The following is a 12,798-nucleotide window of genomic DNA, read 5'->3' as shown; positions in this document are numbered from 1 at the left end:
GGACCCGCCCCGCACGTCACCACCAACGGGGGCCCGGCCGTGGCGACTCGAGCCGGCTCGAGGTCGAGGGCGGCCCGGCGGACGGGGGGTCGGGGCCGGTTGTCAGTGGTGGGGTGCAGCATGGGGGCATGGTGAGGAGAGCGACGGGTGGCGGACCGGCGGGCCGGTCGGCGGTGAAGGGCGCGCGGCGGCCGGAGGTGCGGCTGCCGCCGTTGCGGCCGTGGCCCGGCGGGGAGCTGGAGCCAGACGGCGACTACGACGGGCTGGAGTTCCGGGAGACCGACCTGGCGGGGCAGGACGGCGTGGGGGCCCGGTTCATGGACTGCGTGCTGACGGGCTGCGCCGTGGACGAGACGGGGCTGGGCCGGGCCCGGGTGCTGGACTCGGTCCTGACCGGCCTGCGTGGTGTCGGCACGCATCTCGCCGAGTCCACGTTCCGTGACGTCGAGGTGGTCGACGCGCGCCTGGGTGGTACGCAGTTGCACGGCGCCGTGCTGGAGCGGGTCGTGGTCCGCGGCGGCAAGCTGGACTTCCTCAATCTGCGTGAGGCCCGCCTCAAGGACGTGGTCTTCGAGTCCTGCGTGCTGGTGGAGCCGGACTTCGCGGGCGCGAGCCTGGAGCGGGTGGAGTTCGTCGACTGTGCGCTGCGGGAGGCCGACTTCGGCGGCACGACGCTGAAGGACGTGGATTTCCGCGGGGCCGCCCCGCTGGAGATCGTGCGGGGTCTGGACCGTCTCGCCGGGGCGGTGATCAGCACCGGCCAGCTGCTGGATCTGGCACCGGTGCTGGCGGCCGAGCTGGGGATCCGGGTGGAGGGGTGAGGGCTCAGGGCAGGCGGGGGAAGCGGGCCTGAAGGGTCCAGATCGCCGGGTTCTCCGCGAGGTCGTCGTGCAGGTCGGTCAGGTCCGCGACCAGGTCGTGCAGGAAGTCCCGTGCCTCGCGGCGCAGTTCGGCGTGGGAGAAGGTGAGCGGGGACTCCTCGGCGGGTGTCCAGTCGGAGGTGATGTCGACCCAGCCGAAGCGGCGCTCGAAGAGCATCCGGTCGGTCGACTCGGTGAAGTCCAGCTCCGCCCGCTGCGGCCGGGCGGCGCGGGAGCCCATCGGATCGCGGTCCAGCCGCTCCGCGATGTCGCACAGCGCCCACGCGAAGTCCAGCACCGGCACCCATCCCCAGGCTGTGGACAGCTCCCGGTCCTTCTCGGTGTCCGCGAGGTAGACGTCCCCGCAGAACAGGTCGTGCCGCAGCGCGTGGACGTCCGCACGGCGGTAGTCGGTCTGCGGCGGGTCCGGGAACCGGTTGGAGAGGGCGTAGCCGATGTCGAGCACGCAAGGAATGGTGTCACGCCCGCCGCCGTCCCCCAGCCTCGGTGTGCGGGAGTCCTCGACGATCATAGGATCACTGACATGTCCAGATCCGAGCGTCTTGTGCCGGCCGCGGCCGCTCTGCTCGCCCTCGCCCTGACCGGCACCGCGTGCGACGGGGGTGTGCGCGGCACGCCGGGCGGCTCGGGCGTACGCGATCCGTACTTCCCGCAGGCCGGGAACGGCGGCTACGACGTCACCCACTACGCCCTCACCCTGGACTACACCCCGAAGGGCCGCCATCTCACCGGCAGGGCGGTCATCACCGCCCAGGCCACCCAGGATCTGTCCGCGTTCGACCTCGACCTCGCCGGTCTGCGTGTCGACGCGGTCACCGTCGAGGGCAAGGACGCCCGCTGGAACCGCGCCGGCCAGGAACTCACCGTCCGCCCCCGGGACGACCTGAGCAAGGGCGAGACCTTCCGCGTGACCGTGGACTACTCGGGCACCCCGCGCACCCTCACCGACCCCGACGACTCCGAGGAGGGCTGGCTGCCCACCGCCGACGGCGCCCTCGGCCTCGGCGAACCCGTCGGCTCCATGGCCTGGTTCCCCAGTGACAACCACCCCTCGGACAAGGCGACGTACGACATCGCGATCACCGTCCCGAAGGGCCTGCAGGCGGTCTCCAACGGCGAGTTGACCGACCAGAGCGACAAGGACGGCCGGACGACCTACCACTGGCACAGCGGCCGGCCGATGGCGAGCTACCTCGCCATGGTCGCCGTGGGCCACTACACGATCAAGCGGAGCACGGGACCGCACGGGCTGCCCCTGCTGACGGCGGTGGACCCGACTCAGGCCGAGGCGAGCGCCGGGGTCCTCGCGAAGATCCCCGAGATCCTCGACTGGGAGGAGCTCAACTTCGGGCCGTACCCGTTCTCCTCCGCCGGTGCGATCGTCGACCGGCCGCACGACGCCGGTTACGCGCTGGAGACCCAGAACCGGCCCGTCTTCCCCGGGCCGCCCGCCATCAGCACGCTCGTCCACGAACTCGCCCACGAGTGGTACGGCGACTCGGTCACGCCCACGTCCTGGCGGGACATGTGGCTCAACGAGGGCTTCGCCACGTATGCGGAATGGCTGTGGGCGGAGGACCACGGCGGCCCCAACGCCCAGAAGCAGTTCACGGACCTCTACGACGGTGACGACGAAGCCATCTGGGCCTTCCCGCCCGCACGGCCGTCGAGCGCCGCGCACATCTCCGACAGCCCCGTCTACGAGCGCGGCGCGATGGTCCTGCAGAAGATCCGGCAGAAGGTCGGCGACGACACCTTCTACGACATCATCCAGGGCTGGGCCGCCGCCCACCGTTACGGCGGCGCGAGCACGGACGACTTCACCGCGTATGTGGAGAAGAAGGCACCGGACCACGACTTCGGCGAGATCTGGCAGGACTGGCTGTACGGCGACGGCAAGCCCGCCCATCCGTGACCGTTGGCCGCACCGGCTCCGCCCGGCCGGGTCCCGGCGCGGGCCCCCACCGGGGGCCGCCCCGCCCGAAGAGCGAGGCGGCCCGGGAGCCGGCGGACGCGGGGAGCCGGAGAGCCCGAGGGGGGTGTCAGACGTTGACGCCGAAGTCCTGGGCGATGCCGACGAGGCCGGAGGCGTAACCCTGGCCCACCGCGCGGAACTTCCACTCCGCGCCGTTGCGGTACAGCTCGCCGAAGACCATGGCCGTCTCGGTGGCGGCGTCCTCGGAGAGGTCGTACCGGGCGATCTCGGCGCCGCCGGCCTGGTTCACGATGCGGATGTAGGCGTTGCGGACCTGGCCGAAGTTCTGGTTGCGGTTCTCGGCGTCGTAGATCGAGACCGGGAAGACGATCTTGTCGATGTCGGCCGGGAGCGCGGCCAGGTTGACGTTGATCGCCTCGTCGTCGCCCGCGCCCTCGCCCGTGCGGTTGTCACCGGTGTGGACGATGGAGTTGTCCGGGGTCTGCTTGTTGTTGAAGAAGACGAAGTGGGCGTCCGAGTAGACCTTGCCCTGCGTGTTGACCGCGATCGCGGACGCGTCCAGGTCGAAGTCCGTGCCGGTGGTGGTGCGGACGTCCCAGCCGAGGCCCACGGTGACGGCGGTCAGGCCCGGAGCCTCCTTGGTGAGCGAGACGTTGCCACCCTTGGACAGGCTTACAGCCATGTTGGGAGTCCCTTCCTTAGATATCCCTGCACAGTTTGTGCCGACGAAGCTACCGTCACCCGCAAGAACGTCGAGGGGGGTCCCCGTAGTTCCGGATCCCTTTACCTTTTTTACCCGCCATGGTGAAAACCGGGTGACGTGGGACGCGCGGTCCCGGGAAGATAGGACGCATGTCCGGGCCCTATTTCATCCGCGGCTCGGTCTCGCTTCCCGAGGCCGAGCTGGTGTGGCGTTTCTCGCGGTCCTCCGGGCCGGGCGGGCAGCACGTCAACACCAGCGACTCCCAGGTGGAGCTGCGGTTCGACCTCGCGGGCACCGAGGCGCTCCCCCCGGTGTGGAAGGAGCGGGCCCTGCTGCGGCTGGCCGGCCGGCTCGTCGACGGCGTGGTGTCCGTACGCTCCTCCGAGCACCGCTCCCAGTGGCGCAACCGCGAGGCCGCCGCCGTACGCCTGGCAGCCCTCCTCGCGGAGGCCACCGCGCCCCCGCCCAAGCCCCGCAGAGCCACCCGGATCCCCCGCGGCATCAACGAACGCCGGCTCCGGGAGAAGAAGCAGCGCTCGGACACCAAGCGCGGCCGCTCGGGCCGGGACTGGGGCTGACCGGTCCCCGCGGCTCCCGGCCCGTCTCCCGGCGCCCGGTCACATCCGAGGTGGCCGAACCGTCATCGGGGTGAGGGACCACGGAAGCGCGCGCGGAAGGGCCGGACGAACCGATGAGCGACCAGCACGGGGACAGCCACCAGCACGGTGGACGCCACCAGCACGGTGAACGGGGCGACGAACCGCTCGCCGAGCGGTTCGAGGCGTACCGGGGGCATCTGCGGTCCGTGGCCTACCGGATGCTGGGCTCGGCCGCCGAGGCCGAGGACGCGGTCCAGGAGACGTGGTTCCGGCTGAGCCGGTCCGACACCCGCGAGGTGGCCAATCTCGGGGGCTGGCTGACGACGGTCGTCGGCCGCGTCTGCCTCGACCTGCTGCGCTCGCGCCGCTCCCGGGGCGAGGAGCCCCTGGACGCCTGGCGGCCGGGGCCGTCCGCGGAGCCGGACCCCGCGCAGGACGCCGTGCTCGCCGACTCGCTCGGGGCGGCCCTGCTGGTCGTCCTGGACACGCTCTCCCCGGCCGAGCGGCTCGCCTTCGTGTTGCACGACCTGTTCGGAGTGCCGTTCGAGGAGGTCGGCGGCATCCTCGGGCGCACCCCGGCGGCGGCGCGGCAGCTCGCCAGCCGGGCGCGGCGCCGGGTGCGCGGCGCGGACGCGCCGGAGGCCGACCGCGCCCGGCAGCGGGCGGTGGTCGACGCCTTCCTGGCCGCCGCGCGGGGAGGCGATTTCGAAGGACTGCTGGCGGTGCTCGACCCGGACGTGGTCGCTCGGAGCGAGGCGGGGGTGACCAGCGGCGCGGTGGCGGTCGCCTCCGGGGCGACGACGTTCGCCCGTCTGGCGGGCGTCGCCCGTCCGGCGCTGGTCGACGGCGCCACCGGCCTGGTCGTCCTCGCCGACGGCCGTCCGGAGCGCGTGCTGACGTTCGCCTTCGCGGCCGACCGCATCACGGTCATCGAGGTCGTGGGCGACCCGGCGCGGCTGGCGGAGCTCGACATCGAGACGGCGTGACCGGCCGGCGCCCTGTGGAGCGGGGTGCCGGGCCCGGTCAGAGGCTCAGTACCCCCACCGTCTGGCCTCCGCTCGTCTCCCCGTTCCGCTCGAAGCCCAGGCGGAGGTAGAACTCCTCGGGGCCGTCGGCGCCCGGGTGCCAGGTGACGTACAGCTCCTTGCCGCCGCGGCGGCGGATCTCGGCGGCCACGCGGTCCACGGCGAAGCGGCCGTATCCCCTGCCCTGTTCGCCGGCGGCGATGTTGAGTCGCCACAGCCCGGAGCGGTGGAGGCTGCCGTCGCCGTGCCAGTCGATGTCGAGGAAGGCCATCAGGAAGCCGACCGCGCGGTCCCCTTCCATGATCAGACGGGGCCAGGCTACGCCGGTCGGGTGGACGTAGGCCTCGGCCAGAGACTGCATGACCGAGGAGACGGCGTGTTCCTGGGCGGGGTGGACGCTGATGGCGACGGCGGTGTCGAAGTTCCGGGGCGTGACGGGTTCCAGACGGGGTGTCATCCGCGCAGCCTAGGTGGGTGGATCATGCCGTGGCCAAGGGGTTTGGGGCTCAGCCCAGTCGGCGGTAGCGGCCGGCGTGGTAGAGGAGCGGGCCGTCGTCCGCGGCCGGGACCCGGGTGGTCAGGACGCGGCCGATGACGAGGGTGTGGTCACCGGCGGTCACCCGCTGCTCGGTGCGGCACTCCAGGGTGGCCAGCGCGCCGTCCAGCAGCGGGGCGCCCGTGGCCTCGCCGCGGGTGCGGGCGAGGTCCTCGAAGAGCAGCCGGTCGCTGATGCGGCCCTTCATGGCGAAGCGGCCCGCGATGTGCCGCTGGCTCTCGGCGAGGACGGACACCGCCCACAGGGGCTGCTCGTCCAGCAGGTCGTCCATGCGGGAGCCCTCGCGCAGGCTGACCAGGACCAGCGGCGGGTCGAGGGAGACCGACATGAAGGCGGTCGCGGTCATGCCGACGTCCTCGACGCCCGGCCCCTCGGGGTCGTCGGGATCCAGCGGCGGTTCCTGCGCGGTCACCAGGACCACGCCCGCCGCCAGCCGGGCCATCGCGGCCCGGAACTCGTCGTTGCTCACCCCCTCAGCATGCCCGGAAGCGGTGAGGGCGGTGGGGGAGGCGGAGTTCAGCACGCCGGAAACGCTAGTCTCCGCTTCCCGGGGCCCGCATCCGGCCCCGGTCCGAGGCTGGTCCTAGGACCAGCGGACCATCACCGTGCCCAGATGTGTACGCAACGACAAAACATGCGTTCATAAAGACACAGACCAAACGCAGAAACTCCACTCAATTGTTCACGTTTGCCTGTGACTTGAGTCACAAGGGGCAGGAATTGTTGACCCTGTGTACCGAGTGGGCAGCGCGCTGTGATTCAGTGGCGAGAAGCCGCGAGAGCATCATCGAGAACACCGCAGAGAGCCACTGTCGAGAAACGCCGAAGACGACCCTTGATTCGCTGCGAGGTCTCGGGGGGAGGGCGAGCATGGAGACCGAGTCGGAGCCGTATGTCCGCCTTGCGTCCCTGCGACAGCTGCACCAGGTCATGGCCGACATGAACACGGCACGCAGCCTGGCGGACACACTGCAGACCGTCGCCGACGGCGCCGTCAACGCCCTCGGGTACGAGATGGCGTGCGTGAACCTCGTACGCCCCGACGGCGATCTCGTCGTCGCCGCGTTCTCCGGGAACTCCGCCGCCGAGGCCCTGATCACCGGCCGGGCCGGCTCCCGGGAGTCCTGGGACCGCCGGCTGAACATGGGCGAGCAGTGGGGCGACCTGGTGTTCATACCGCACACCGAGGGCTGGGTGCTGGACGACGACGACGTCCCGCAGTGGTACACCGACGGGCCCGCGCCGCGCTTCGAGGACGAGTGGCACCCCTCCGACCGCCTCTTCGCGCCGATGTACACACCGGGCCTGCAGGGCGGCTCCTCCGGCGAGCTGCTCGGCGTCATATCCGTGGACCGGCCGCGCAACGGCCGCCGCCCCGGCGCCTGGGGCCGCGAGGCGTTGCAGATGTACGCCTTCCAGGCCGCCATCGCGATCAGCAACGCGCGTCTGCGTGCCAACATGCAGCGGGCCCTGGTCCGGCTGGAGCGCGAGCAGCAGGCCCTGCGGGCCAGCGAGGAATCCTTCCGACAGGCCTTCGAGTACGCCCCCTCCGGCATGGCCATCGCCGAGATGGGCGGGGACCAGCACGGCCGCATCCTGCGCACCAACGACGCCCTGTGCCGGCTGCTGGGCCGCCCGGCCTCCGCGATGCGCCGCTACTCCTTCTCCGACCTGGTCCATCCCGAGGACATCGGCACGTTGCTGCGCACCTCGGCGGAGGGCGGGCGCGCCGAACTGCGGCTCGGGCGGCGCGACGGCAGCTACGTCTGGGTGTCCCTGCGCAACAGCGTCGTCGCGGACGCCGCCGACGGCCCCCGCTTCCTGCTCACCCACGTCGAGGACATCGAGGAGCGCAAGCGCCGGGAGCTGCAGCTCGCCCACCGCGCCTCGCACGACTCCCTGACCGGTCTGCCGAACTCCGCCGAGCTGCGCTCGCGGCTGTCGGCCCGGCTGTGCCGGCGTCCGGCGCAGACCGGGGCCCTGGAGTCCCTGGACGCGGCCTACGGCCACCCCGCCTTCGAGGCCCCCGCCGGTCACGGCTTCGACTTCGCGCCGGGCGCGGAGGCCTACGACGCCTACGACCACCATGTGCACTCCATCGCCCCCGAGGGCGATCGCGACGACGGCACCAAGGGGCTCGCGGTCCTCTTCTGCGACCTCGACGGCTTCAAGTCGATCAACGACCGCTTCGGTCACAACGCGGGCGACGCGGTGCTGATCGAGGTCGCCCAGCGGCTCTCCCGGGGGGTCCGGGACGGGGACACCGTGGCCCGGCTGGGCGGCGACGAGTTCGTGATCCTCGCCGACGGCCTGGGCCGGGCGGACGCCCAGGACCTCGCCGTACGGCTGCGCAACGAGATCATCCAGCCGATCCGCGCCGAGGGGCGGGCCGTGCGGGTGGGCGCGAGCTTCGGCATCGGCTGGGCGCACTGCGGGATGACGGCGGACGAAGTGCTGAAGTCGGCCGACGAGCGGATGTACGTAGAGAAACGATCTCGTCCCAAACAACATCGGCGCGCGGGGTAAGCCGCAGGTCAGCGGTGTAGTGCGGTCTGAGTCACCCGTTTGGGCCAGCGAGAGCGGGTAGGCTCGCCATTCATACCCCTACCGCATCCGCACGCACCTGTTGAGGAGTACCAAGGGATGACGCCCGGCGACAACGGCGCGAGCACGCCCGAGGACGACGACCCGTTCGGCTACCTGTACGCAGACGGCCAGGCACGGGGAGCCCAGCCACCGTCCGGCGGCGGTTACGGCTACCCGAACTCGGTCAACCGGGTGCGCTCGGTAGGCCAGCGCCAGTACGGCCAGCCGGCCCAGGGCCAGCAGACCGCCGCCTACGGCCAGGTTCAGCAGGGCGCCTACGGCCAGCCGAGCGCGCACTACGCAGCGCCCGAGACCTTCCCGGGCGGCGCCCCCACGGGTGCGCAGCAGCCGGCGTCCGGCGGCCGCGGTGGCGGCCGTTCCGGCCCCAACACCAAGGGGCTGCTGATCGGCGCGATCGCGGTGGTCGCCGCGGTCGTCATCGGCATCGGCGTGGCGATGATGGGCGGCGACTCCTCGGACAACAAGGCGGGCGGCGGCTCCTCGCCCGGCACGTCCACCTCGCAGAGCTCCCGGCCCAGTCAGTCGGCGAGCGCCAGTCCGGCGGCCGGCCTCCCGGAGACCGACGCCAAGGACCTCCAGCTGGGCGGCACCGCCTCGGTGGCCTCGGATGTCAAGGGCGCCCAGGCGAAGGGCGGCAGCTATGTGGGAAACCTCAACAACGTGGGCGCGTCGGCCACTTGGACCATTGGCAACCTCCCCGAGGGCGGTGCCTACACCCTCTTCGCCAACTACAGCGTCCCCGGTCAGGACCAGGCGATGACGCTCCTCGTCAACGGCAAGCCGTTCGGCAACAAGTTCAACCTGGCCAACTTCGCGCATGCCGCGGACGGCGACATCGCCAAGGGGTGGACGCACAGCTATGTGTGGCTCGACCTCCAGAAGGGCTCCAACACGTTGACCCTGACCTGCCAGGACGGCGACAAGTGCAACGTCCTGCTGGACCAGTTCCACCTGAAGAAGGGCCACGTCAAGGGCTAGGCCCTGTCTGACAATTCGCGTCTGCCGCGCGACGCCATGCACGCTCCCCCAGCCTTCGGCCGGGGGGACCCCCACTCGCCGCACCGGCCCCAGACCCGAGTACGTCCAGTACGAGGGCCTGGGGCCGGCACTCCGAGAGTACGCACCTGACGCCGCGCGGCCGCCCTTCGGGCGACGACGCGAATTGTCAGACAGGACCTAGGGCGTCAGGCCGCGCCGGCCTCCTGTGTCACCGCCACCCGCCCTTGCAGGTCCTGGTAGGCCCCGTGGTCGAACTCGCCCGCCGCGGGCGCCCGTACGGTCGCCGCCGACAGGGCGACCGCGCGGGTCAGCCGGTCCGGCCAGGGGAGTTGTTCCACGAGGCCCGACAGCAGGCCGGCGACCGCCGAGTCGCCCGCGCCGGTCGGGTTGCCGTGGACGCGGGCCGGTGGGGTGGCGCGCCAGCGGCCCTCCGAGGTGAACGCCAGCAGGCCCTGCGCGCCCAGGGAGGCGACCACCGCGTGGGCTCCCCGGCGGAGGGCGTCCTGCGTGGCACGCAACGGCTCGTGGGAGCCGGTGAGTTCGGCCAGTTCGTCGGCGTTCGGCTTGATGAGGTCCGGTCGGGCGGCGACCCCGCGGCGCAGTGGTTCGCCGCTGGTGTCGAGCAGTACGGGGACGCCATGGGCACGGGCGGCCCGGACGAGGTTCGCGTAGGCGCCGACCGGCACCCCCGGCGGCAGGCTGCCGCACAGGGCCACCGCGGAGGCGGTCGGCAGCAGTTCCTCGTAACGGTCGATGAAGGCGCCCCACTCGGGCGGTGCTATCTGCGGGCCCGGCTCGTTCAACTGGGTCGTGTCGCCCGTCAGTTCGTCCACCACGGCTATCGTGCGCCGCGTCGACCCGGCGACCGGGACCAGCGCGTCCGTCAGGCCGGGCGTGCCGGCCAGCCGGTCGCGCACCGCCTGCCCGGTCCCGCCGCCGGCGAACCCGGTGACCGTCACCTCGTGTCCGAGCGCGGCCAGCACCCGGGCCACGTTCACGCCTTTGCCGCCGGGCCGTTCGCCGACCTCGGACACCCGGTGCGAGGTGTGCGGCCGCAGCGACCGTATGCGATAGGTGAGGTCGAGAGCGGTGTTCAGTGTGACCGTGAGGATCACCCGGGCCGACCTCCCTCGAACGATTTCCGGGGGCACGATCATGCCAGGGAGACGGCGTCCGGCCCAGTGCGTGGACCGGTCACCGTCCTGTGAGGCGCGGTACGGTCAGGGCAGTTGGGGCGTCACCACCCATTCTCCCTGCCGCATCACGCCCTTGAGGCCGAAGTCGGCGTCCAGCAGCACGAGGTCGGCGTCCTTGCCGGGTTCCAGGGAGCCGACGCGGTCGGAGAGGCCGAGCAGCCGGGCCGGGTTCGTCGACAGCGCCGTCACGGTGTCCGCGACCGACAGCCCGTCGACGGTCACCGCCCGCTTGAACGCCCGGTCCAGGGTCAGTGTCGAGCCCGCGATCGAGCCGCCCTCCACCAGCCGGGCCACGCCCTCGCTGACCTCGACCTCCAGCGGGCCGAGCATGTAGCGGCCGTCCCCGATGCCGGCCGCGTCCATCGCGTCGGTGATGAAGGCGACCCGGTCGGCCCCGGCGTGGTGGAAGGCCAGTTCCAGCGCGGCGGCGTGCAGGTGGGTGCCGTCGTTGATCAGCTCGACGGTGACCCGCTCGTCCTCCAGCAGGGCGGCGATGGGGCCGGGGGAGCGGTGGCCCAGGGCGGGCATCGCGTTGAAGAGGTGGGTGGCGACCGTGGCGCCCGCGTCGATCGCCTGGACCGTCTGCTCGTACGTCGCGTCCGTGTGGCCGATCGCCGCGATCACACCGTGCTCGGCGAGCAACCGCACGGAGTCGATACCGCCCGGCAGTTCGGTGGCGAGGGTGACCATCCTGGCCTTGCCGCGCGCCGCGTCGATCAGCTTGCGGACCTCGGCCGGTTCCGGGTCGCGCAGCAGCGCCTCGGAGTGGGCGCCCTTGCGGCACGGCGAGATGAACGGCCCCTCGAAGTGGATACCGGCGATCTCGCCCTGCTCGGCCAGCTCGCTCAGCAACCCGGCCTGCCGCACCAGCAGGTCCATCTCGTCGGTGACGGTGGAGGCGACCAGCGTGGTGGTGCCGTGCAGACGGTGGGTGCGGACGGCCGTCAGCACGTCGTCCACCGTGCCGGAGAAGGACGCTCCGCCGCCGCCGTGGTTGTGGATGTCCACGAACCCGGGGACCAGCCAGTGGTCGCGTACGTCGATGACCTGGGCGTTCGGGGGTGCCGTGCCGGTGATGCGGGTGCCGTCGACGATCACCTGGCCCGCTTCGACGGTTCCGGTGGGGAGGACCACGTGGGCGCCTGACAGCACAAGGGGGGTCCCGGCCGTGGCGGGCCGCGGGTGGGTCGTGGCCGGTCGCGCAGTTCCCCGCGCCCCTGGGTCGGCTGCCATCAGGGGGTTACCTCCGTACGCTCGGTGTGGTTGAGGAGATCCTGGGCGAGGAGTCCCGCGCCCAGGCACCCGGCGGTGTCGCCGAGGGCGGCGGGGACGATGGCGGGCAGTTTCTGGAAGGTGACCCGCCGCCGGACGGCATCCCGCAGCGGCTCGAACAACACTTCCCCCGCCTCGGCCAGGCCACCACCGATGATCAGCGTGCGTGGGTCCAGCAGGGTGAGCGCGGTGACCAGCCCGTCGGCGAGCGCGTCGACGGCCACCTGCCAGATGCGGACGGCGTCCGGGTCACCGCAGGCGACGGCCTTCGCGCAGTCGGCGGCGTCCGCCTCCGGGTTCCCACCGGCCGCCGCCCAGGCCTCGCTGACGGCGGACGCGGAGGCGTACCGCTCCAGACAGCCGCGCTGCCCGCACGGGCAGGGGGTGCCGCCGGGCCGTACGACGATGTGGCCGATCTCGCCGGCGAAACCGTGCGCGCCCGCCTCCACCCGGCCGTCCAGGCCGATGGCGCCGGCGATCCCGGTGCCGAGCGGCACGAACAGGAAGCGGTCCGTGCCGCGTCCCGCGCCGATGCGGCCCTCGGCGAGACCGCCGGTGCGCACGTCGTGCCCGAGGGCGACGGGCATCCCCAGCCGTGCGGCGAGCAGGTCGCGCAGCGGGACGTCCCGCCAGCCGAGGTTGGCCGCGTAGACGGCGGTGCCCCGCTCCTCGTCGACGATGCCGGGGACCGCGATCCCGGCCGCGGCGGCCGGCCGCGCGTAGTGCTCCAGGCCGTACGCGTGCAGTTCGGCGGCGAAGTCGAGGATCGCCTCGATCACCGCATCGGGTCCGCGCTCGCGCCCGGTGGCGCGGCGGGCGCGATGCAGCAGTGCGCCGTCGTCGCCGACGAGGGCGGCCTTCATCCCGGTACCGCCCACGTCCAGGGCGATGACATGTCTCACCACGGCCCCTAGTGTGACCCCCGCACCCGGGAGAGGTCTAGTCCACTCGCGTGGTGTAGACCTTATGGGTCCATATATCGAACGGTCAGACGGCAGGGTTGGGGCTTTGACGGTGCGTCGGC

General features: G+C 72.2%; 13 protein-coding genes. 6 read left to right on the top strand and 7 right to left on the bottom strand.

Annotated features, from left to right (window positions below; all coding sequences use genetic code 11):
* Positions 1–128: 128 nt before the first annotated feature.
* The gene (locus tag ACIBA9_RS31730; RefSeq protein WP_399368446.1) at positions 129–821 is read left to right on the top strand and encodes a pentapeptide repeat-containing protein; all 693 of its coding nucleotides are present in this window, start codon (positions 129–131) and stop codon (positions 819–821) included.
* Between the two features lie 4 nt (positions 822–825).
* On the opposite strand, the gene ACIBA9_RS31725 is transcribed toward ACIBA9_RS31730, so the two are convergent.
* On the bottom strand, positions 826–1,326 hold the full coding sequence (locus ACIBA9_RS31725; RefSeq protein WP_362158769.1) for a hypothetical protein: 501 nt from the start codon (positions 1,324–1,326) through the stop codon (positions 826–828).
* Positions 1,327–1,404: 78 nt separating this feature from the next.
* On the opposite strand from ACIBA9_RS31725, the gene ACIBA9_RS31720 reads away from it, so the two are divergent.
* A complete protein-coding gene (locus ACIBA9_RS31720) occupies positions 1,405–2,796 on the top strand; it encodes a M1 family metallopeptidase (RefSeq protein ID WP_399368443.1) in 1,392 nt (463 codons plus the stop codon).
* A gap of 127 nt (positions 2,797–2,923) precedes the next feature.
* On the opposite strand, the gene ACIBA9_RS31715 is transcribed toward ACIBA9_RS31720, so the two are convergent.
* Entirely contained in the window at positions 2,924–3,499 is a 576-nt protein-coding gene (locus tag ACIBA9_RS31715) for a TerD family protein (protein ID WP_362158764.1), read from the bottom strand.
* Between the two features lie 170 nt (positions 3,500–3,669).
* Between ACIBA9_RS31715 and arfB the strand changes: the two genes are divergently transcribed.
* Together arfB and ACIBA9_RS31705 are read left to right on the top strand one after the other, a co-directional pair.
* The gene (gene arfB, locus ACIBA9_RS31710; RefSeq protein ID WP_362158762.1) at positions 3,670–4,098 is read left to right on the top strand and encodes an alternative ribosome rescue aminoacyl-tRNA hydrolase ArfB; all 429 of its coding nucleotides are present in this window, start codon (positions 3,670–3,672) and stop codon (positions 4,096–4,098) included.
* A 113-nt stretch (positions 4,099–4,211) separates the two neighbouring features.
* A complete protein-coding gene (locus ACIBA9_RS31705; RefSeq protein WP_399368441.1) occupies positions 4,212–5,105 on the top strand; it encodes a sigma-70 family RNA polymerase sigma factor in 894 nt (297 codons plus the stop codon).
* 37 nt (positions 5,106–5,142) lie between these two features.
* Here the strand turns inward: ACIBA9_RS31705 and ACIBA9_RS31700 are convergent, their stop codons facing one another.
* Positions 5,143–5,601 (bottom strand): GNAT family N-acetyltransferase, encoded by a 459-nt coding sequence (locus tag ACIBA9_RS31700; RefSeq protein WP_399368438.1) that lies wholly within the window; start codon positions 5,599–5,601, stop codon positions 5,143–5,145.
* Between the two features lie 49 nt (positions 5,602–5,650).
* Positions 5,651–6,223, bottom strand: a complete 573-nt coding sequence (locus ACIBA9_RS31695) for a flavin reductase family protein (RefSeq protein WP_399368436.1) — start codon at positions 6,221–6,223, stop codon at positions 5,651–5,653.
* Between the two features lie 347 nt (positions 6,224–6,570).
* Here ACIBA9_RS31695 and cdgB point away from each other — a divergent pair, with 347 nt between their 5' ends.
* Together cdgB and ACIBA9_RS31685 are read left to right on the top strand one after the other, a co-directional pair.
* Positions 6,571–8,226 (top strand): diguanylate cyclase CdgB, encoded by a 1,656-nt coding sequence (gene cdgB, locus ACIBA9_RS31690; protein ID WP_399368434.1) that lies wholly within the window; start codon positions 6,571–6,573, stop codon positions 8,224–8,226.
* 117 nt (positions 8,227–8,343) lie between these two features.
* Entirely contained in the window at positions 8,344–9,285 is a 942-nt protein-coding gene (locus ACIBA9_RS31685) for a carbohydrate-binding protein (RefSeq protein WP_399368432.1), read from the top strand.
* Between the two features lie 206 nt (positions 9,286–9,491).
* On the opposite strand, the gene ACIBA9_RS31680 is transcribed toward ACIBA9_RS31685, so the two are convergent.
* From ACIBA9_RS31680 to ACIBA9_RS31670, 3 genes are all read right to left on the bottom strand, one after another.
* The gene (locus ACIBA9_RS31680) at positions 9,492–10,421 is read right to left on the bottom strand and encodes a 1-phosphofructokinase family hexose kinase (protein ID WP_399368430.1); all 930 of its coding nucleotides are present in this window, start codon (positions 10,419–10,421) and stop codon (positions 9,492–9,494) included.
* Between the two features lie 105 nt (positions 10,422–10,526).
* Positions 10,527–11,735, bottom strand: a complete 1,209-nt coding sequence (gene nagA, locus ACIBA9_RS31675; protein WP_399368428.1) for an N-acetylglucosamine-6-phosphate deacetylase — start codon at positions 11,733–11,735, stop codon at positions 10,527–10,529.
* Complete coding sequence (locus tag ACIBA9_RS31670) at positions 11,735–12,676, bottom strand: ROK family protein (RefSeq protein WP_399368624.1); 942 nt, start codon at positions 12,674–12,676, stop codon at positions 11,735–11,737. Before ACIBA9_RS31670 ends, nagA begins: the two co-directional genes overlap by 1 nt.
* Positions 12,677–12,798: the final 122 nt, after the last annotated feature.

The sequence above is a fragment of the Streptomyces sp. NPDC051452 genome (genome assembly GCF_044454765.1).
Lineage (GTDB): Bacteria > Actinomycetota > Actinomycetes > Streptomycetales > Streptomycetaceae > Streptomyces.
The sequence above is the reverse complement of the archived record's forward strand: the minus strand, read 5'-3'. Positions and strand labels throughout refer to the sequence as shown.

Coding starts and splice junctions, on each gene's coding strand:
- ACIBA9_RS31720 (WP_399368443.1), top strand. CDS start 1,405: ATGTCCAGATCCGAGCGTCTTGTGCCGGCCGCGGCCGCTCTGCTCGCC.
- arfB (WP_362158762.1), top strand. CDS start 3,670: ATGTCCGGGCCCTATTTCATCCGCGGCTCGGTCTCGCTTCCCGAGGCC.
- ACIBA9_RS31685 (WP_399368432.1), top strand. CDS start 8,344: ATGACGCCCGGCGACAACGGCGCGAGCACGCCCGAGGACGACGACCCG.
- ACIBA9_RS31700 (WP_399368438.1), bottom strand. CDS start 5,601: ATGACACCCCGTCTGGAACCCGTCACGCCCCGGAACTTCGACACCGCC.
- ACIBA9_RS31730 (WP_399368446.1), top strand. CDS start 129: ATGGTGAGGAGAGCGACGGGTGGCGGACCGGCGGGCCGGTCGGCGGTG.
- nagA (WP_399368428.1), bottom strand. CDS start 11,735: ATGGCAGCCGACCCAGGGGCGCGGGGAACTGCGCGACCGGCCACGACC.
- ACIBA9_RS31715 (WP_362158764.1), bottom strand. CDS start 3,499: ATGGCTGTAAGCCTGTCCAAGGGTGGCAACGTCTCGCTCACCAAGGAG.
- cdgB (WP_399368434.1), top strand. CDS start 6,571: ATGGAGACCGAGTCGGAGCCGTATGTCCGCCTTGCGTCCCTGCGACAG.
- ACIBA9_RS31705 (WP_399368441.1), top strand. CDS start 4,212: ATGAGCGACCAGCACGGGGACAGCCACCAGCACGGTGGACGCCACCAG.